A 22,448-nucleotide genomic window follows, 5' to 3' on the forward strand; every position below is an offset into this window, starting at 1 on the left:
ATTGATTTTAATTAAGATAAACTATGAAAAATTATAAAAAACCATACATAAATTTGTTGTTTTTAGCTGTATTAGCTCTTAGCAGCTCATCTTGTAATCAAGATTTTCTAGAGGAAGACTTGACGACAGCATATAGTAAAGAATATTACAAAACCGATGCAGGAATTCAAGCCTTGGCAATTGGGACATATTATCAAGTGTTAGCTGCTGAATTTGTTGGAGAAGTTCCTCTTGCGGTTTCAGAATCTGGGACAGATGAATTTCATGCTGGAGGAGATTCTTCAAACTGGATATGGAATTCGTATTCTTCAGGTTTCAAAGCTTTCGTAACAGTACAAAATGCGAATACTGTCGCTGCTAATACTAATTGGGACAACTTGTATATTGGAATTGGTAATGCTAATCAGTTAATTGAAGCCTCATTAGCAAGTACATCTACCAATGATGCTATTAAGAAAACTGCATTAGGAGAAGGATATTTTTTGAGAGCTTTCAATTATTTAAAATTGGTAAGTCAATATGGTGCAGTGCCTTTAGTATTAAAGACTTACTCAACTGTTGAATTGGAATTTACAAGAGCAGCTCCAAAAGATGTTTTAGGTCAAGTGATTGCCGACTTTACACAGGCTTATAATTTATTAAGCAACGCAGGTTATCCAGCTAAAATAACAAAAGATGCCGTAGCTCATTATTTGGCAAAAGTTTATTTGGCTCGCGCCAGTGAGATTAATGACTCATGGAATTCTACTACAAAATCTGCTGATTTACAACAGGTGGTTACTTTGTCTGATGAAGTTATTTCTCATCATCCGCTCGCTGTAAACTATGATAATTTATGGAAATATACCGTTGCCGATGATGCAAATGAAAAATTGCCAGAATTAATTTTATCAGCTCAGTTTAATGCTAGTACATTGACTACGGGTGGTAATCAGCAGCATTTGTATTTCCTTTCGACTTACGATCAGTTGCCTCAAATGAAGCGTAACTTGGCAGGAGGAAGACCATTTAGCCGTTTGGCACCTACTTATTTTATGTATGATGTATTTGATAAAGTAAATGATTCTCGTTTTTGGAAAAGTTTTCAAACAAAAAGTATTGTTAACAATGCATCGACGGTAGCGCCTATTCTTAATAAAAATGGTGATTTAGGTATTATGTACGTTATGAATAATCCTTCGGACACCCGATTTGCAAAAACTAAAAATGTAAATGTTATAATCGATCCAAAAACTGGAAAAACTATTCCAAGTGTATATGTGGCTTATGCAACTGATAAAGTTGGCTTAATGGCAGATGTAAGATTTCCGTCTTTAAGTAAATACATGGATGGGAACAGGTTAGATTTGAGTAATATAAAAGGATCACGTGATATAGTATTAGCACGTTCTGGAGAAACTTATTTAATGGCTGCTGAAGCAAAAATACGTTTGGCAAAAGCAGGAGCAGGGTCATTTAGCGACGCATTAAATTACATTAATATTGTTCGTACTCGCGCAGCATATAAATCTGGAGAAAATCGTGCAGCTTATGCTGATGGTTCAGCTGCATACACTACTACAGGACAAGCAGGAATTCCTATCTCATATATTCCAGAAAATTCATATTACGAATCTAATAATATTGCAGTTGCAACTACAGCTACAAGTTTGATTATTTCTAGTATTGGTGCCTTACCTGCTGAAGACATGGCTGTAATTGCAAAACTAGGATATAGCAGTGATTATGATCGTATGCTATGTTTAATTTTGAATGAACGTGCTAGAGAACTTTGTGGAGAGTTTCACCGTTGGGAAGATTTGAGCAGAACTCAAACATTGGTAGCTAGAGCAAAGGCTTATAATATTGAAGCAACTGCAAATATTCAAGCTTATCATAATTTGCGTCCAATCCCTCAAACTTTCCTTGATGGTATATATGCAAGTGGAAAGCCATTGACTGCAGCCGAAAAAACAGCAATGCAGAATCCAGGCTATTAATCATTTTTGTTATTTAGTTTATGTTTTAAACCGTCTCATATCATTATGAGACGGTTTGTTTTTTTATAATCAGGAGAGTACAGGACGCTTATTCAAAAGTTGTCCTGTATTTTTAAATCCTCTACTCAATGTAAAAAAGAAGATATGAAAATAGTTAAAAAAGAACTGCTGCTTTTCTGTTTTATAGCTGCTTGCCAATTGTTGCAGGCACAGATAAAATTACCGGCTCTTGTAAGTGATAATATGGTTTTGCAGCAAAAAGCAAAAGTAAACTTGTGGGGTTGGGCCGCGCCAAATGAAATTATAAAAATTCAATTGGGTTGGCAAACGGATTTAGTAGAAACAAAAGCAGATGCTAAAGGGAATTGGAAAGTTGAAGTTTCAACTCCTAAAGCAGACGAAAAAAAATATACCATAACGTTGCAAGCTTCCAATAAAATCACACTTAATAATGTTCTATTGGGTGAAGTTTGGATTTGTTCAGGACAATCCAATATGTTTTTCCCTGTAGGAAAACAAGAAGGGACTTGGAAAACAGGAGTTAAAAATTATGAAGAAGAAGTCAAAAATGCTAATTTCCCATTAATCCGATTATTTACGGTAATGACTGTCGCTTCTGAGAAGCCATTGGATGATGTTAAAGGGAATTGGAAAGAATGTTCTCCAGAAAACGTATATGATTTTTCGGCAGTAGGGTATTTTTTTGGACGTGATTTGTTTCAGAATATCAAAACGCCAATTGGTTTGATTTCTACTTCTTGGGGAGGTACTAAAGCAGAAGCTTGGACGTCAGCAAAAGTTTTAGAAGAAAATAAGGACTTAGTTCCGATTCTGATAGAAAATGTTCAAAAAGAAAAACAATATTATACGGACTTAGAAGCGTATTATACTAATTTGAAAAATGGAACTGCAGCTGCAGAACTCAAAAAACCAAAGAAAACGGAGGAGAATAAATATCCGTATGTTTTGTATAATGGCATGCTGCATCCAATAATTAATTATACGATGAAAGGGGTTATCTGGTATCAAGGGGAAAGCAATGCCGAAAAAGCATTGCTGTATCAAACGCTGTTTCCTGCAATGGTGCAAAACTGGAGAGACAACTGGAAACAAGGTGATTTCCCATTTTATTATGTTCAGATTGCACCTCATAAAGGTCAAAATCCATACATCCGTGAGGCACAGCTGCTTTCTTTGAATAAAATTAAAAATAGCGGAATGGCGGTTACAACGGATGTTGGGAATGAAACCAATATTCATCCGATAGATAAGCAGACGGTTGGTTACAGACTGTCACTTATTGCTCGTGCTCAAACTTATAATGAAAGTAAATTAGCGTTTTCTGGACCTATATACAATCACATGGAAGCGGATAAAAAACAGATAAAATTGTTTTTTGATTATGCAGAATCTGGACTTTCTCAAAAAGGAGATGTTTTGAAAGAATTTGAAGTTGCCGGCGAGGACAAAGTTTTTTATCCAGCTGTTGCTAAAATTAAAGGAAAAACAGTAGTTGTTTCTTCTGAAAAAGTGAATAAGCCGATAGCGGTTCGATTTGCTTGGAAAGCAGTTCCTGATCCAAATTTATTCAATGCCGAAAATTTACCGGCATCACCATTTAGAACAGATAATTGGGAAAATCAGAAATAGTATTTTGCCAAATGAATTACACATTTATGAGTATTATAAATAAAAATATTTTTTTCGGAATTTTGTTGTTCTTCTGTCATTTCGTCAACGCTCAAAATGCTGAAAGTAAGACTCAGAATATAGCTGGTAAACCATTGTTTCGTGATCCTGTTTTTGACGGAGCGGCAGATCCAGCAGTTATTTGGAACAAAAAACAGAAAAAATGGTTTATGTTTTATACCAACCGCAGAGCAAATGATTCTACGGCTAAAGGGGTTAGTTGGGTTCATGGCACTCGAATTGGAATTGCAGAATCAAAAAACGGCGTAAATTGGACATATAAGGATACTTGTAATATCGGATATAAATTACCGCAAATTACCCATTGGGCACCCGATGTTATTGAGTATAAAGGTTTATACCACATGTATTTGACGATTGTCCCGGGTATTTTTGACGGTTGGTATTTTCCGCGCTATATTATTCATCTGACGAGTAAAAATTTAATGGATTGGAAATTTGAGTCGAAACTAAAATTGGCTTCTGAGCGATGTATTGATGCTTCTGTTTTTCGATTGCCAAATAGAACTTGGCGAATGTATTACAATAATGAAAATGATGGAAAATCTATTTATTATGCAGATAGTCCCGATTTATACAATTGGACAGATGCTGGCAAAAAGATTGTAAAAGAGCGTGGCGAAGGACCGAAAGTTTTTCAGTGGAAAGGTAAAAACTGGATGATTTGTGATACTTGGCGCGGACTAAGCGTATATTCTTCAGAAGATTTTATTAATTGGAAAAGGCAGCCAAAAAATATACTTGAAATTCCAGGGACAGGAATTGACGATCAGGTTATAGGTGGACATGCTGATGTAGTTGTAAATGGAGGGAAAGCTTATATTTTTTATTTTACACATCCCGGAAGAACTCCCGAGAATAAAGGGAAAGACAATTACAAGACTAAAAGAAGCTCGATTCAGGTAGCCGAATTAGAATTGGAAAATGACGAGATAGTTTGCAACAGGGATAATCCTGTTTATATAAATTTAAAACAGCCATAAAAAAATGAAAAACACGCATAGAAATGCATTCAAAATGAAATTAAAAAAAGGTTTTGAAGCGGAATACAAAAAAAGACACGACGAAATTTGGCCAGAATTAGCATCCTTACTTTCCGAATCAGGGATTCAGGATTACAGTATTTTTTTAGATGAAGAAACACTTGTTCTTTTTGCAGTTCAAAAATTAAGCCCTGATTTTGATGAAGCATTTTTGCCTAATCATCCTATTGTGAAAAAATGGTGGGCGTATATGGGTGATATCATGGAGACTAATCCAGATAATTCACCGCTTTCGGCTTCGTTAAAAGAGGTTTTTCATTTGGATTAATTTGTTGATTTTATAAAAATTGGTTTGTAGCAGTATACAACAGGATACTCTTACCTGCTTTAATAGATATATTTGAATCAATGATAGGTTAATAACTCTCAAGGTTGTTTTTGGTTTGGTTAGTGGTTTTAAATTTTTTTAAAAAGAAAGTTAATTCTATAAGTGTGAGTTTTTACAAACCTTCTTTTTAAACGCTATAATCTTTATGGTTTAGCGTTTTTTTTTTGTGAATTAATTTAAAACAAATTAAAAGGATCATACTGCAGTATTTCGATGGTTTTTTTAATGGAGTAAAAAAGAAAGCTAAATTTGTGAAAGAGAAGATTTTTGAACAATAGTTCCAGTATTTTTTTTAATAAATAAGTAAATAAAATGAAAAAAAGTATTCGATTTGGTTTAACAATAACAGCTACTGTACTATTATTGAACAGTTGTAAAGCTCAAAAAAACGAAACCGCAACAAAAATTGTTCTCAAAAACACTTCGGATATTGTTTTGCCTCAAAAGGCAGTTGAAATTAAACGAAGCGCTTTTCCTTTTATAAAAAATGCATCCAATTATCCAATCATCCTGCAACAAAAGGATACTATTCCTGCCCAGCTAAACGATCTTGATGGCGATGGAAAATGGGATGAAATCTTTTTAATTGCTGATTTTGCACCCAAAGAGAAAAAAGAATTAGTGTTAAGATGGTCTGCAACTGATCCTAAATTTACGGTACGCACAAGTGTTCGTTTTGGAAAAAGAACTGGAAAAGACGAGCCAGTGAAACCCGCAACCGAAGAGGTAATGCCAGCCAATGAAGTGCATACAGCATTGGGATATCAGCGTTATCAGACAGATGGTCCATCTTGGGAAAATGATAAAGTAGGATTTAGGCATTATTTGGACGGAAGAAATGCTAAAGATGTTTTTGGTAAAAAAATCCCAGCCATTACTCCAGAAAATGTAGGCATAAACAGTAAAGGCGGTGTGGAAGATAATTACCATCAAATGTACGATTGGGGAAGAGATATTTTTCCAGTTGGAAACTCAGCAGGTTTGGGAGGTTATGCTTTATTGGTAAATAATGAAATAAAAAGATTAGGAATTACCGCAAAAGAACCTTTAAATAATATTGAAACAACAACGTTTAAAATTGTAAGTGAAGGACCTGAGAATTCGGTTTTAAGTTATAACTACCATAATTGGGATATTAACGGAAAAAAGTATCAGGTGCAGGAGACGACTTCAATCTGGCCGGGAATGTATGGATATAAAAATACAGTGACGGTAAATGGCCTTCAAGGAAACGAAGTGTTTTTAGCCGCACTTTCTAATATCAACAATACTAATCCATTAATAGAAATTAATTCGGGCGATTTTGTTTGTTTGATTCAGCACGGGCATTTAACTTATGAAAAACAATGGATATTAGGAACGGCAATTTTAGTTCCTAAAAAAATATACAATGGATATATAGAAGCTCCCAAAACGGGGCAGTTAACCGATTCGTATTTGGCTAAATTAACAGTCAAAAATAATGCCCCGATTAGTTATTATGCAGTGGCGGGCTGGGAGTTAAGCGCTGATGCAAATTTTAAAGACGCCGCTTATTTTACGAAATACGTTACTACTCTAGCGGAACAGCTTTCAGCCAAAGTTGATGTTGAAATAAAATAATGCATTTGACAAAAACAATTTAATTTAAGAATTATGAAAAAACTAAACCAAATTTTCGTTTTGCTTTTTTTGGGAGCATTTGCAGTAGCACAATCTCAAACAACTGATGCTACTGCTCCTTTGCATTTGCTACAGCCAGAATACCCTACTCCGTATGTTATTCCTGAAAAGGCAAACGTAAAAGCAGTTTTGGATAGAGTTTATACTTTTTTAGAAGCGAATACTGCTTCAAAAGTTGTAAATAAAAAGGATAATTCGGAGGTTACTAATTTCAAAAAAATTGACGGTAATATTGCTTTTGAGAAAGGTGCATTTAGGCTTACGAGTTACGAATGGGGAGTGACTTATGCAGGAATGCTCTTGACTGCAAAGGAGACTTCGGATAAAAAATACGAAAATTATGTAAACAAAAGACTGCAGCTGATTGCGGATCTTTATGCCAATACAGATGAAAAAAACATTGAAAATTCTCCAATACATTCGGTAATTAAACCACATGCTTTGGACGATGCCGGAGCGTTATGTGCTGCCTTTATCAAAGCAAAAAAAATGGGTTTAGCAGCAAACATCGATCCAGTAATCAATAATTTAATTACATTCATTAGTCAAAAACAACAGCGTTTGAGTGACGGAACTTTGGCACGAAACAGACCTCAGATGAACACGCTGTGGCTTGATGATATGTTTATGAGCGTTCCTGCGCTTGCGCAAATGGGAGGTTATACAGGAGATGTAAAATATTTTGATGATGCTGTAAAACAAGTGATTCAATTCTCGCAAAGAATGTTTAATGCCGAAAAAGGTCTTTATATGCATGGTTGGGTAGAGTCAATGCAGGTTCATCCTCAATTTCATTGGGCAAGAGCAAATGGCTGGGCGGTTATGACTATGGTCGAATTGTTGGAAACATTGCCGAAAAATCATCCAGGATATCCAAAAGTATTGGCGCAATTACAAGCTCATATTGCTGGATTGCAAAAATATCAAGATGGAACTGGTTTTTGGCATCAGTTAATTGACAGAAATGATACGTATTTAGAAACTTCTGCGACAGCAATATATACTTATGCCATCGCAAGGGCAATAAATAGAGGGTATGTAGATAAAATGACGTATGCTCCAACTGTTTTACTAGCTTGGAATGCAGTAGCTTCAAAAGTCAATGACAAAGGTCAGGTTGAAGGAACCTGCGTAGGTACAGGAATGGGCTTTGACCCGGCATTTTATTATTACCGTCCGATAAACATATTTGCTGCTCATGGTTATGGTCCAGTTTTATTGGCTGGTGCCGAAGTGATTGCGTTGTTAAATAACAGTCAATTTGAGATAAATGACAGTTCTATACAATTAAAAAAGGGATAATATTTTAGAAAGATGAAGTTAAAAACAGTATTTATATTATTTTATATTTTCTGTACAGTTACAGTTTTTGGTCAAATAGGACAGCGGTTTCCATCTGAAAAAAAGATTGTCAAAGATCCGGTAACAGGCTATGAAATAACTTTTTTGACAAGTAAATCAAAAGGAGATTCCAAAATTTATCCAACTCATCCACAATGGACTTCTGATGGTAATTGGGTTCTATTTCGCTCACATCGCGTTGAGGGGGAAATTATGGCGGTTAATGAAAAATCAGGAGAAATAGTTCAGGTTACCGAAGGCGGTTATTCAGGGACGTTTTGTATTGCTCAAAAATCGATGAAAGTCTATTTTATGCGCGATGCAGCTGAAAAGGCAATGCAGATTATAGAAGTAGATCTGGATAAAGTTTTTAAAGACAGCCAAGCGGGAAAAATGCAGGCTGTCACTGCTTACGAAAGAGTTTGCGGAAAAAGCCCGTCAGAAATGGAAGCTTCCGGAGATATGGCATTAGATGCCGATGAAGATAAAGTATATTTTAGAGTCGGTAAAACGGAAGCTTTTAAATATTTAGATAAAAATGTTACTCTCGAAAAGAATTTTGGTCCTAGAAATATGGGAGCTGGACCAGGAGGTATTTCGAGCATGAATTTGAAAACGGGAGAGTTTAAACATGTAATTTCAGTTCCTTTTCAAATAGGTCATATTCAATCAAATATATGGAATGCTAACGAAATTATTTTTTGCTGGGAAACAGGAGGTAAGTCACCACAGCGTACTTGGGTAGTTATGGCAGATGGTTCGGGTTTACGACCGTTATATCCCGAAGCTTCTTACGAGTGGGTTACTCATGAAGCAGTAATTGGAAAAGATGAGGTTGCCATGGCAATAATGGGACACAGAAAAGTTGACATTCAAAAAGAAACTCCTGCTCAAGTAACCGATAGTAAAGAAGTTAAAAACCCAGAAAACCCTGGGCAGGAAAGTAATTGGGGTGCTTCTGGAACCCGTGAAAAACCTACAGGTTTAGCAATAGTTAATCTAAGAACAAGAGAAATGATTATTGCAGGGCAAACAAATAGCGGGAGCGGTTTTTGGCATGTTCATGGTTCATCTGATGGGAGATGGGCGACAGGAGATGATTTCTCTAGAAGCTTATATCTAATAGACAGAAAAACAAAAGAAATCCTAATGCTTACTACTGGGCATAAAGAAACGGCACAAGACCATATTCATCCAACTTTTAATAGAGAAGGAACTAAGATACAATTTGAATCGGCAATGCTTTCGGAGGATAATAAAACGATGAATATTTGCATTATAAATGTGCCTGAAACATGGCTAAAAAGAAAGTAGAAAAACAGTTGAAAATTAAATTTATATAATGAAAAAAAGTATCGCATTAATTATCATGGTTATCGGATTTTGTCAAATTTCGTTAGCTCAAAAAAACGCTAAAAATGTTTTTCCTGACGGAACAAAAATCCCGGGTTGGTTTAATGATTCGTCTAAAATCAAATTAGAAAAATTAGGAAAACAATATGTTATTACAGATTATGACGTAAAAAACGACAGTACAGTAATTCAGACTGCAGCCATTCAAAAAGTGATCGATAAAGCTTCTGAAAATGGTGGAGGAGTAGTAATTATTCCTAAAGGAGTCTTCATGAGCGGAGCCTTATTTTTTAAGCCCAAAACACATTTGCATGTTTCCGAAGGCGGTGTATTAAAAGGTTCTGATGATATTTCTAATTATCCAATTATGTCTTCGCGTATGGAAGGTCAAAACTTGGATTATTTCCCAGCCTTAGTCAATGCTTATGGTTTGGACGGATTTACTATTTCGGGAAAAGGAACGATAAACGGTAATGGTTATAAATATTATGAAGCTTTTTGGGCAAGACGTAAAGAAAATCCAAAATGCACTAATTTAGAAGTTTCAAGACCGCGATTGGTTTTTGTTTGGAATTCTAAGAATGTTCAATTTCAAGATGTGAAGCTGATTAATTCGGGTTTTTGGACAAACCATTTTTACAAATGTCAAAATGTAAAATTGATTGATTTGTATATTTTTTCTCCGCATGAAAAAGTGAAAGCACCAAGTACAGACGCTATCGATATTGATGTATGTTCGAATTTTTTAGTAAAAGGATGCTATATGTCGGTTAATGATGATGCTATTGCTTTAAAAGGCGGCAAAGGACCTTGGGCAGATACTGAAGAAGGAAACGGGGAAAACACAAATATTATTATAGAAAACTGTACTTATGGATTTTCGCATTCAGCATTAACGAATGGCAGTGAATCTATACATAACAAAAATGTTATCATGCGTAATTGTTCGGTTACAGATGTATCGCGTTTATTGTGGTTGAAAATGAGACCGGATACTCCTCAAAAATACGAATACATTTTGGTCGAAAACATTAAAGGAACTGCCGTAAAAGGATTGGTTGTTTATCAATGGAATCAGTTTTTTGATATGAAAGGACGTAAAGATACTCCAGCTTCTTATGGAGAGCATGTAACTTTACGTAATATCAATTTAAAATGCGATAAGTTTTACGAAGTGCAAAAAGATCCGAACATATTTTTAACGGACTTTACTTTTGAAAATCTGAACATTGAATCCAAAAATGGTGAAATTGATAAAAGCGCCATTAAGGGAGTTACCTTCAAAAAGGTATCTGTAAATGGTAAATTAGTGGATTAGTTATCATAAATAGTTAAAAAAATTACAGTTATTTTTTTAACTGTAATTTTGTTTTTATTCAAATTCCGATCCTTTATTAAATTTATTCTTTTGAAATATTTTTAATAAAGGATTTTCTATTGCGAAATAGTTATGATAATTGATGTGAATTATGAATATTGTGCCAATAATGTAATTATAAATTACGCAGATTATTTGGTTAATTTTTAATAAATATAAAAAAAAATAGCATAAAACAGGATGCGACAGGATACTGTGTCAGGGGTAGTTCTATAATTTTATAAAAAATTAACGATTGTTTCTTTTACAAACTAACGAACCAAAATTATGTTTATGGAATTAAAATTTAATTGTCAAAAATCAGCAAGTAAAATAGTTTTGCTGTTTTTTATGTTTTTTTCCTTTGGGTATATCGGAGCTCAAAGTAAAATTAAAGGTACAGTAAAGGATGTGGCAGGGTTAGGTATTCCTGGCGTTAGCGTGACCCAAAAGGGGACAAAAAATATGGTTGGCACCGATATGGATGGGAATTACAGCATCGATTTAAAAGACAACGGACAACATGTTTTGGTTTTCACTTCGATTGGTTTTAAAAGAGTCGAAGAATCTGTTCAAGGAAGAACTACGATTAATGTAGCTTTAGCAGAAGATAATCAAGTTTTAGAAGAAGTAACCGTGATTGGTTATGGTACTCAAAAGAAAAAATTAACTACTGGTGCAATGTCGTCACTTAAAACAGAAAGTTTTACAGAAAGACCTATTTCAAGAGTTGATCAGGGATTAATTGGACAAGTAGCCGGGGTGAGAGTAAAAACAACATCAGGTTTGCCAGGTCAGCCTTTTAGTGTTGAAATTCGTGGAGGTGGATCCATTACGGCTGGAAATGAGCCATTGTATGTACTAGATGGTTTTCCCATTTATACAGAACCATCAAATGCCAATGGAGGTTTTTCAAACGGAAGCCCATTAGATAACATCAACCCAAACGATATTGCTTCCGTTGAAGTGTTAAAGGATGCGGCGGCGGCTTCAATTTATGGTTCAAGAGCCGCTAATGGGGTTGTTTTAATTACTACTAAAAAGGGGAAATTAGGAAAAACAAAATTCTCTTTTAATACCTATGGAGGAATTAATAAAGAGGCTAATAGAGTAGATATGCTGTCTTCTCAGCAATGGATAGACAGATCAAAAGTAATGCTTGATGCGCAATGGGCAGCTTCTGGAATTTCAGGTGCTTCAGCTTCTCAAACAATGCCAGAAAGGATTGCAACTTATAATTTGACAAACCCCACTACTCCATTAAACCCAACTAATACAAAGTATTATTCTTATATCTACGATGCAAGATGGGATATTCCGGGACATCCAGGTTTGGATTACATTGACTGGCAAGATAAAGTCTTCCAAACAGGCGAATTTACTAATTGCCAGTTTACGGCTTCGGGAGCTACAGATGCTGTTAACTATTATGTGTCTGCTAATTATCAAAAAAACACAGGTTATATAGTAGGTACAGATTACACCGTTTTTTCTGCTAGAGCCAATGTTGATATTAAGTTGTCAGATAATTTTAAAATGGGAATTAATTTAGCTCCATCATATTCGATTAAAAATGATCCAGGAGTAGAAGGAAAGGATAATACATTGTTTAAGGCACTTACAGCGACTCCAGTTTTTGAAAGTACTTCAAATGCTGCAGGAGAAAAATATACTACTAGATATGCATGGGGCAGCAGTACGACCAATATGCTAAACGCATTAAACAGAACTGGTAAAAATTCAATGTATAGAAATTTAATTTCTACGTATGCTACTTATCAATTTGTAAAAGGATTGACTTGGAAAAGTACTATTAACTTTGATAACTCAGATAATACTTTTGAAGGATATACTCCAAATGATGTAATATCTAGTATTAGAGGTACTTATAATACTTATAGAAGGCAAAATATTGTAAATGAAAACACATTAAATTATGATAAATCTTTAGGAAATCATAATTTTAATGTGCTTTTGGGGCAATCTTTCAACTCTTATGAAATTATGAAGTCTACTTTGACATCAGGAGCTTTGTATAATAGTTCTAGTATAGAAACACTGCCTGCAGGATCGATTGGAAGTACAAGTGGAGAGAAGAATACACTGCTTTCTTATTTTGCAAGATTACAATATAATTACAAAGAGAAATATTTACTTTCTTCTAGTATAAGAAGTGATGGTTCTTCGAAATTTGGAAGCGAAAGACGTTGGGGAACATTTTATTCTTTGGCTTTAGGCTGGAGAATCAAGAAAGAAGCATTCTTGGACAATGTTGATTGGTTAAGTGATTTAAAATTGAGAACAAGTCTTGGAACTAATGGCAGCAATAATATTGGAAGCTATGCCTGGCGTTCTACATTGGCAACATATAACTATTCTATTGGCGGTGCAGCTGCAATAGGACAAGGAGTTTCAGGAATTGCAAATCCCGAATTGCATTGGGAAGAATCAAAAAGTATTGATTTTGGTTTAGATTTTTCATTCTTAAAAAACAGAATTTCTGGAACTTTTGAAGTGTATAGAAAAGACAATAGTGATTTGTTGCTAAGAGTTCCTGTACCAACTGCATCAGGATTCCCTAGTTATCTTACCAATATTGGTGAAGTGCAAAATCAGGGATGGGAGTTTGAAATAAATACTGTAAATATTACTGCAAAAGATTTTCAATGGAAGACATCGGCTAATATTAGTCATAACGAAAATAAAGTGTTAGCATTAGGTCCAGACCAAACTAAAATTGAAATTAGTAATGGTTTTGATGGTGGAGTGCCATTTATAAAATTAGAAGTAGGTAAACCAATGTACACTATTTTTGGATTACAGCAAAATGGTGTTGTAACACAAGCTGATATTGATAAAGGAGGGACTACCATTGGCGGTAAAAGCTTAGTTTTAGGAGATCCTAGATATATAGATCAAAATGCAGATGGAAAAATAAATTCAGTAGACCGTGTTGATTTGGGGAATCCAACACCAAAATTCACTTGGGGTATAACCAATGACTTCAAATACAAAGACCTTGATTTAAGCATATTGGTTCAAGGTCAAAATGGGGGTACTGTTTATGGGTTAACAGGAAGAGCTATTGATAGAACTGGAATGGGGCAAGTTGAGAATTCATTAGACGTAGATCCTGCTGTAAGAGGTAACTGGAGAACTACTTTTGGATATCAAGCGAATTCGGATTGGTTGTATAAATCAGATTATATTAGTGTTAGAAGCATATCTGTAGGATATAATCTAAAAGAAGCAGTGAAAAATATAAAGCGTATAGATAATATTAGACTTTATGTTACAGGAGAAAATATATTCTATAGAAACAAATATAAAGTAGGTTTCAATCCAGAAGCAATAAATACTTCAGGAAGTTCAAATAATGATTTTGCAGTTCCTGTAGATTATGGAGGAACTCCTTTGGCAAAATCAGTTGTTTTAGGTGTTAACATTAATTTTAATTAAGATAAAATGAAAAAATATATTTATTTAGTGACAAGTGCTTTGCTGATATTTGCGCTATCATCCTGCGAAAATCAATTGGATCAAGTTCCATTGTCTCAAGGGACGACAGATAATTTTTATCAAACTCCAAATGATTTTATCCAGGCTCGAAATGCTACTTATTCGTATGCTTTTCATGGTGCAAGCACTTATGGCTATGCTAATAGAGTACTAAACTTAAGTGAAACTAGATCGGATAATTTGTATGCCACAACGACTGCTTCTAGAGATTGGGAGGGTATTAATGGGTTTTTTAGTTCCATTAGCTCCAATTCGATGGTAGCTGAGGCTTATACAACTAATTATAGTGCCATTTATAAGGCTAATCAATTAATTGAAAAAATTGCAGAAAAAGGAGACCAAATTTTTACAGTTCCTGCTGATAAAGCGTCGATGCTTGCCGAAGCACGCTTCCTTAGAGCATTCTGTTATTTTGACTTGATACGCTGGTTTGGAAAAGTTCCGTTAATTGATAAAACCATGACAGCACAAGAAGTGGCAAAAATTGGCAGAGCTCCAATTGCAGATATTTATAAATTAATTATCTCTGATTTAGAATTAGCCATTCCAGATCTTAGCCCGTCTTATGATGCTCTAAATTATGGGCGTGTATCAAAATATGGAGCTAAAGCATTATTGGGATTAGTATACATGACTCGCTCAAGCCCTACTTACGGTATTGATGGTGCAATGCTTGGTTTAAATGAATGGGATAAAGCGTATCAACAATTAAATGATATTAAAGCAAGCGGGTTATTCGTATTTGGTACTGATTATGCAACAATTTTTAAAACAGAAGGAATTGCTAATAAAGAAAATGTATTAACTATTCCTTATACACAAAGTATTTCTACTTCAGTTGGAGGTAACTTTATGGTAGAAGTAGGATATGAGCCTTATTTTGCTTCAGTAGGAATATCATCTGCACAAGGTTCATTAGAAGGCAGACCAATATCAACAGAATTTTTAGCAAAGTTTGATGCAACAGACAAAAGAAAAACAGATTGTATAGCAACAAGTTATACGGTAGCTACTGGCACTTATAAAGGAAGTTATACTTTTCCTGTATATAAAAAATACATTGACCCTACTAGATATGGAACTGGCGGGCGTGAAGACTGGGGAGTCGATTTTATGGTAATTCGTTATACAGATGTTTTAATGCTGATGGCAGAATGTACGCTTCACGGAGGCGGAGGAACTCAAGCAGAAGTTGATGCAATTGTAAACAAAGTAAGGGCTAGAGCAGGAATAACTGCTGCTGCAGCTAATATTACTTTGGACCAATTATTTGCAGAAAGAAGAAAAGAATTCTTTTCTGAAGGAACTAGATGGTTTGATTTAATTAGATCAGGAAATGCAGTAACTATAATGAACGCGTGGAGAGCTACAGAAGACGCGGCTAAAAGAATTCAGCCTGTAACTAATAATTCATTATTATATCCTATTCCTTTGCAAGAACTTTTGGCAGTTCCCGGATTATATGAGCAAAATGTAGGTTATGATTAATGATTGATTTTTTTATTGAATAAAATAATAATTTATAAAGGCTGTTTCCTATTTTAGGAACAGCTTTTTTGTAAACTGATTCGACTGTAAATTTTTCAATGATGAATTTAAAAAAAGTATTTATTTATACAGCCTTCTTGTTTTTATGTAATGCAGGAATATACGCACAGCAAAAAAAAACAGCTAAAGAACGAAAGCCTAATGTTATCGTTATTATTGCTGATGATATGGGTTGGAATGATGTTGGTTACAATGGATCGGAAATCAAAACCCCAAATGTTGACAATTTGGCTAAAAATGGCGTGCAGCTTAATCGTTTTTATGTGAGTCCTACTTGTTCTCCTACACGAGCGGCATTGCTTACGGGCAGACCTGCAAGCCGTATGGGAATTTTAGCCCCAATAAGTGATAAAAGCGAATTGAAACTGCCGGATTCAATCCCTACTTTACCTCAATTATTGAAGAAAAATGGATATGAAACCGCACTTATTGGCAAATGGCATTTAGGTTTACAATTGAGCAGCAGTCCAAAAGCTTATGGTTTTGATTATTCCTATGGCTTTTTGCACGGACAAATTGATCAATACACACACCGATACAAAAACGGTGATCAAAGTTGGTATAGAAATGGAAAGTTTATTGAAGAGAAAGGCCACACAACCGATCTGGTAACTCAAGAATCTATTAAATGGCTTTCGGAAATTCGTAATAAAAAGGAGAATTTCTATTTGCAGGTGGCATACAGTGCGCCACATTTTCCTTTGCAGGAAGAAGAAAAATGGAAGATACCTTATAACAAAATAGCTAAAGATAGTTCCCGCAGAGATTATGATGCAGCAATGGCGCATCTAGATCACAGTATTGGAATTTTACTCGATAATTTAAAAAAACAAAAGTTAGACGAGAATACGCTTATTATTTTCATGAGTGATAATGGCGCCATGGAAAATTGGGATTCCAGAAAAGAATATGGAGGAATACATCGATCAAATACAACCTTGGGGGACAATACACCATTGCGCGATTGGAAAACTTCCAATTACGAAGGTGCTGTACGAGTGCCTTGTGTGTTGAATTGGAAAGGCCATTTAAAAAAATATAAAAATTCGGACTACATTTCGGTGATTGATTTTTTGCCTACCATTTTAGGATTAGCTGGGGTTGAAAAATTGCCACAAACGGTAGAGGGGCAAAATATATGGAAGGAAATTTCAGATAATAAGGAAATTAAAGACCGTTCTCTTTATATTCGAGGACATTTACAAGCTTGTTTAATTCAGAAGCCTTGGAAATTGGTTCAAAATTTACCCTCTAAAAAAGGCAAGGATGATTATGAACTGTTTAATATCGAAAAGGATCCAGAAGAAAAGAACAATCTTTTATCTCAAAATGAATCAATTTTTGTGAAATTGAAACAAGAATTGGATATCCAAATTAAGAAAGATCCAAAAATAAAAACGACAAACAAATCAGAATAATTAGGTACAATGTTCAAAAAACAACTCTTTTTTTTATTGCAATAATTGCTTTTTTAACCAATACAGCTTTTGGTCAAAATGATAGAGCAATTGATTTTCCTATTGTAAAAGCTAATGAAAGCGCAACAATTTTTATTGATTCCAAAACAGATAAATTAGTGATTTGGGCGGTCAATGAGCTGGTTTCTGATGTGGAAGAAATAACAGGGAAAAAATTAAACGTTGTTTCCACAAACAAAATTTCTCAAAACGGAATCTATATTGGTCAGGCTTCAAGTTCTTTATTTCAGTCCAAAAATATTCAAAAAGAATTAGCCAATCAATGGGAGAAATTTTATATCAAAAAAGAAGAGAAAAACTTAATAATTGCAGGTAGTGATGTTAGGGGAACTGTTTTTGCCATTTTTGAAGTAGCCGAACGATTAGGAGTTTCCCCTTGGAAATGGTGGGCTGATGTAAATCCGATTGCCAAAAAAGAACTGGTGCTTCAATTACCGTTAAGAGGAATAATCGAAAAACCATCAGTACAATACAGAGGAATATTTTTGAATGATGAAGACTGGGGACTACAGCCGTGGGCAGCAAAAACTTTTGAGCCAGAAACAGGAGATATCGGTCCAAAAACGTACGAAAAAATATTTCAATTGCTTTTGAGATTAAAAGCCAATACAATTTGGCCTGCGATGCATCCGTGTACCAAAGGTTTTTTTACGATAAACGGAAATAAGGAAATTGCCGAAAAATATCACATGATAATTGGTTCTTCTCATGCAGAACCCATGCTTCGAAATAATGTCGATGAATGGAAAAAGAACTATGGAGATTATAATTATTTTACAAACAGTGCTCAAGTAAATAAATATTGGCAGGATCGATTAGACGAAATAAAATCGGCTAATAATGAAGTGGTCATGACATTGGGCATGAGAGGGGTTCATGACAGTAAAATGGAGGGAGCCAAAAATGTAGAGGAATCCATTTCTATGGTTGGAAAAATAATTGGGATTCAGCGTGAAATGTTATCGAATACATTTAAAAAACCGTTAAATGAAATTCCGCAGGTTTTTGTCCCGTATAAGGAAGTCCTGGAATTGTATGATAACGGACTGAAAGTGCCGGATGATGTCACTCTTGTTTGGCCAGATGATAATTACGGCTATATCCGTCGTTTAAGTAATGAAAATGAGCAAAAAAGAGCCGGAGGCGGCGGTGTTTATTATCATCTTAGTTATTGGGGACGTCCTCATGATTATCTTTGGTTGAGTACTACACAGCCAGGTTTAATTTGGAGTGAAATGTCTAAAGCATATCAAAACGGAGCTAAAAAAATGTGGATCGTAAATGTGGGAGATATCAAGCCAGCCGAATATAACGTGGAGTTTTTCATGGATTTGGCATGGAATATCAACAGTATTCCGTTTGATGGAATTAATAAGAATCTGGAACAATGGGTTTCAAGAGAATTTACGCCTGCAATTGCTAGCGAATTAAGCTCTGTTATTACCGAATATTGCCGTTTGGCTTTTATCAGAAAACCAGAATATATGGGCTGGAGCCAAACTGAACCCACCACTTCGATTAAACCTTCTGATTTCTCCAAAGAAGAAATGGAGGAAAGAATAAAAGTTTATGAGAATTTGGTAAAAAAGATAGATTCTTTATCTTCTTTTATCCCGAATGAGCGTAAAGACGCTTGGTTTCAATTGGTTGTTTATCCTGTGACAGCGGCAGCAAATATGAATTTTAAATTTCTGTATTGGAATTTGGAAGCAACTGTCAATGATGAGACTCAAAAAGAAAAATACCATAAGCAGGCATCTGAAGCTTATGAGAAAATAAAAGAGCTTACGGAATTTTACAACACGAAAATGAGTAGCGGGAAATGGAATAAGATGATGTCAATGCGTCCTCGAAATTTACCTGTTTTCGATTCGGTAGCCAAAAATTTAAAGACCAAAGAAATCGATACTAAAATAAACAACACTATTGTAATTCAGGCAAACCAATTTATAGCTTCAAAAAACAGTGAAAATTACAAATGGCAACCAATTAATGGTTTAGGTTTTAGTAACAATGCCATGACTCTTTTTCCTTTAGATCAGCATTATTTTAAAAAAGAAAAAGCTGCTGTTTCGTATGAATTTGAAGTTCCAGAAACTGGGAATTATGAGGTTGAAGTGCATTTTTTGCCAACCCATTCGAATAATTTTGATCAGGAAGTTCTAATCAAAATAAATGAAAATGAATCGAAATCATTTTTAATTAATACCAAAGACCGCGATACTACTTGGAAAGAAAATGTATTGCGAAACAGTGCGATTGTAAAAGTTCCTTTTTCTGTTACTAATCCCAAAAAACAAAGTATGACTATTTCGGTAAACCAAACAGGAATTGTTTTAGACTATATTTCGATAAAAAGAAAATTATAATAGATTGAATTTTGAAAAGCAATTTTCAGCAAGAATCTCTGTTATAGAGAAGTAGAGGTGAAACAAAGTTGAAATTTGGTTCGTTTAAGAATAATTATATAAATTATGCACGAGAAAAAAACAATAAAGATTATATATTCAATTATTCTTTTTTTGGTTACGCTAATGATTTGGGACGAAATTTATGAAGCTCAATTCTTGGCTTACGATGAAAATTGGGGAAACTTAATTGCTGCTTTTCTTATTTCGTTTTGCTCAATTTTTGTTTTGATTTTTATATGGTTAAATTGGAAAAAAATAATTCTTGCCTGTAAATGGCAAACATTGCTTTTCTTGCTGTTAGCATCACCAACAACTGTTGTTTGTGTTGTTTTAAATTATAAAAGGTTTTTCGGAGTTGTGTTGAAAGTTTAAAAAAACCGCCTTTGACTCAATCCAATTTTTATATCCACTAATGGTATTATTCTTTAATCAATACAATTGTAGCTTTATAGCCAGTGCCTACATTCCATTGACTTGACGAAATAACAGCTCCTTTATCATCATAAACCTCAAATTGGGCGGTATTTGGCGATGCAAAACCTTCGTTCAAAGCTTCGAAATCAATTTTGTTTATGCCGTTTGTTAAGTTTATTTTGAACCCTTGAAATTCGCCGCTCAAACTAATTTCGGGCTGAATCAATTTATCATTCAAATATACCTTTATCTTATCGCCGTCTACAAAGGCAGCATCTCGAAATCGAATAGTAGAAGTAAATGTTTTCGTTTTAAAACTTCCTAAATATTGATTTTGTCTGTAAAAAATACCTTCCGAATTGTTGGGTTTTTTATACAGATAAGGATTTTTAAAAAGTTCTTCAGGATTGATCTGATAAGGGTCTGGTTTTTTTACAACAGCCAACTCTTCTTTTTTTGGCGTAATTTCTCTGGGAGGAATAATTATTTTTTCTTCCTTGTTTTTTGGAGGAATCGGTTTGAATTTAGATTTATGCCCATCCTGAGCATATCCTGTCAGAGAAAGACTCATCACACTAATAAAAAACAATATCCTTTTCATAAGCTATAAACAGTACTAATTAAAAACAGTTGTATCTATATTATATAACATTTAAATGCAGTGTTTATTGCTTTTATTCCATAAAAAAAGTGCGACAACAGATTATTGTTATCGCACTGGATTTTAAATGAAATTTTATATTATTCCTTCTTTTTCGGAATTTCAATATAATCCCTCAAAGCACATTTTTTTAAGCTTTTAATGCTTTCCGCAACAGTCAGCGCGTTAAGAGTAGCGCCTTCAAGACCAGTATGTGTGTGGTCTTTTGGAAAAAAGGACTTTACTTTTTCTTTGCCTAAAGCTTCATATTTTTTGGCTATAATTACATTCAGATCTATGAAGTCAACTCCTTGATTTTCGGCAGCAGTCTTTGACCAGCTGTTATAGCTGTCTTCTCGAAGTTCTACTTTGTCATTTGGCCATTCGTTTCTTGGCGTTTGGCTCATTACAATCGGAATCGCTCCTTTTTCTTTGGCTTCTTTGATGTATCTTTCTATATAAGATCCAAAAGTACGCACCGTTTCTTTAATACTGTCAGCGCGGTTTACAATTTGTGTTTCGGTACCATTTCCTTTCAATGAACCTCTGTATTTGTCTTTATCAACAGCTCCGGCATCATTGTGTCCAAACTGAATAATGACAAAATTCCCAGGCTGTAACTGGTCTCTAACTTCTTTCCATAAGCCTTCAAATTCATAAGTACGGCTGCTTCTGCCGCCTCTGGCTTTGTTGATGACATCAATTCGTGTCGTATCACAAAATTTAGGGAAAGCAACTCCCCAGCCTACAGCATTTTCATTGTTTCCATTGTTTGCCATCGTAGAATCGCCAATCAAAAAGACTTTTTTCTTTTTTGGAAGCTTAATTTTCGGATTTGCCACAACATATTTGCTGAATGAATTATTGCTTTTTTTGAGTTCAGCTGCAATTACCGAAGCGGATAAAACTGCTCCTTTTGCAGAAGTATGAGTGTGGTCTCTTTCATAAAAATAAGTTCCCATCACTTTGGATTCTCCGATTTTTTCTAATTCCAATGACATTTTATCATTCAAATCAATAAAAGCCACTTTTTCCTGCTCAGCAATCTGTTTTGCCCATAAACCATACGATTCGTTATTGCGAAGCACTTTTCCGTCTTTCCAGTCGTTTCTTGGAATTGGTGAAAAAATTACAGGAATAGCTCCTTTTGATTTGGCATCCTGTACTAATTTTCGAATGTACCAGCCATACGTATGTACGATTTCGTGTTTGTGAGTTAGCAGATTGTCAATTTCTTCGGTTTCGTTACCAATTCCTTTGATTGTTCCTCTGGCTCTTGTTGTATCATTTATGGCACCATTATCATTATGACCAAATTGAATAAAGACATAATCACCTTTTTTAAGCTGTTTAAAAACAGGTTCCCACAAGCCTTTGTACTGAAAACTTCGGCTGCTGGTTCCTCCCAAAGCATGGTTTTGTATAGAAACTTTGGTAGTGTCCAAGAACTGGCCAATAAAATCGCCCCAGCCCCAAAGACCGCCGTCTCCTTTACCGCTTCCGTTTTTTACAGTAGAATCGCCAACTATAAAAAGGGTTGGTTTGGTTTCTGTTTTTTGGGTGAAATTAAAAAAAAGTACTGCTATATACAGTAAAGCCATTAATCGTATAACTTTCATAATGTATTTGTTTTTATTGGTATCAGACAGAGATTCTTGAACTCAG

General features: G+C 34.7%; 14 protein-coding genes. 12 read left to right on the forward strand and 2 right to left on the reverse strand.

The window, feature by feature from the left end; genetic code table 11:
* Positions 1–23: 23 nt before the first annotated feature.
* The 12 genes from CLU83_RS19360 (at position 24) to CLU83_RS19415 (ending at position 19,687) form a co-directional block, all read left to right on the forward strand.
* Positions 24–1,979 (forward strand): RagB/SusD family nutrient uptake outer membrane protein, encoded by a 1,956-nt coding sequence (locus CLU83_RS19360; protein WP_100433123.1) that lies wholly within the window; start codon positions 24–26, stop codon positions 1,977–1,979.
* A 144-nt stretch (positions 1,980–2,123) separates the two neighbouring features.
* Positions 2,124–3,629 (forward strand): sialate O-acetylesterase, encoded by a 1,506-nt coding sequence (locus CLU83_RS19365; protein WP_100433124.1) that lies wholly within the window; start codon positions 2,124–2,126, stop codon positions 3,627–3,629.
* A gap of 11 nt (positions 3,630–3,640) precedes the next feature.
* Positions 3,641–4,672, forward strand: coding sequence for a family 43 glycosylhydrolase (locus CLU83_RS19370; RefSeq protein ID WP_232727192.1), 1,032 nt, complete (start codon positions 3,641–3,643; stop codon positions 4,670–4,672).
* A gap of 4 nt (positions 4,673–4,676) precedes the next feature.
* Positions 4,677–5,000 (forward strand): L-rhamnose mutarotase, encoded by a 324-nt coding sequence (gene rhaM / locus CLU83_RS19375; protein WP_100433126.1) that lies wholly within the window; start codon positions 4,677–4,679, stop codon positions 4,998–5,000.
* 372 nt (positions 5,001–5,372) lie between these two features.
* On the forward strand, positions 5,373–6,662 hold the full coding sequence (locus CLU83_RS19380) for a DUF4861 domain-containing protein (protein WP_100433127.1): 1,290 nt from the start codon (positions 5,373–5,375) through the stop codon (positions 6,660–6,662).
* Positions 6,663–6,695: 33 nt separating this feature from the next.
* A complete protein-coding gene (locus CLU83_RS19385; protein ID WP_100433128.1) occupies positions 6,696–8,024 on the forward strand; it encodes a glycoside hydrolase family 105 protein in 1,329 nt (442 codons plus the stop codon).
* A 12-nt stretch (positions 8,025–8,036) separates the two neighbouring features.
* Complete coding sequence (locus CLU83_RS19390; RefSeq protein ID WP_100433129.1) at positions 8,037–9,377, forward strand: hypothetical protein; 1,341 nt, start codon at positions 8,037–8,039, stop codon at positions 9,375–9,377.
* 28 nt (positions 9,378–9,405) lie between these two features.
* Positions 9,406–10,734, forward strand: a complete 1,329-nt coding sequence (locus CLU83_RS19395; RefSeq protein ID WP_100433130.1) for a glycoside hydrolase family 28 protein — start codon at positions 9,406–9,408, stop codon at positions 10,732–10,734.
* 333 nt (positions 10,735–11,067) lie between these two features.
* Entirely contained in the window at positions 11,068–14,232 is a 3,165-nt protein-coding gene (locus CLU83_RS19400) for a SusC/RagA family TonB-linked outer membrane protein (protein WP_100433131.1), read from the forward strand.
* Between the two features lie 6 nt (positions 14,233–14,238).
* Entirely contained in the window at positions 14,239–15,780 is a 1,542-nt protein-coding gene (locus CLU83_RS19405; RefSeq protein WP_100433132.1) for a RagB/SusD family nutrient uptake outer membrane protein, read from the forward strand.
* A 98-nt stretch (positions 15,781–15,878) separates the two neighbouring features.
* Complete coding sequence (locus CLU83_RS19410) at positions 15,879–17,258, forward strand: sulfatase-like hydrolase/transferase (RefSeq protein ID WP_100433133.1); 1,380 nt, start codon at positions 15,879–15,881, stop codon at positions 17,256–17,258.
* 158 nt (positions 17,259–17,416) lie between these two features.
* Complete coding sequence (locus CLU83_RS19415; RefSeq protein WP_232727193.1) at positions 17,417–19,687, forward strand: glycosyl hydrolase 115 family protein; 2,271 nt, start codon at positions 17,417–17,419, stop codon at positions 19,685–19,687.
* 460 nt (positions 19,688–20,147) lie between these two features.
* Here CLU83_RS19415 and CLU83_RS19425 read toward each other — a convergent pair whose 3' ends face one another.
* Complete coding sequence (locus tag CLU83_RS19425; RefSeq protein ID WP_100433136.1) at positions 20,148–20,744, reverse strand: hypothetical protein; 597 nt, start codon at positions 20,742–20,744, stop codon at positions 20,148–20,150.
* Between the two features lie 140 nt (positions 20,745–20,884).
* Positions 20,885–22,402 carry a rhamnogalacturonan acetylesterase gene (locus CLU83_RS19430; RefSeq protein ID WP_100433137.1) on the reverse strand — a complete coding sequence of 506 codons (1,518 nt, stop codon included), beginning with the start codon at positions 22,400–22,402 and terminating at the stop codon, positions 20,885–20,887.
* Positions 22,403–22,448 lie beyond the last annotated feature (46 nt).

Source organism: Flavobacterium sp. 1 (assembly GCF_002797935.1).
Lineage (GTDB): Bacteria > Bacteroidota > Bacteroidia > Flavobacteriales > Flavobacteriaceae > Flavobacterium.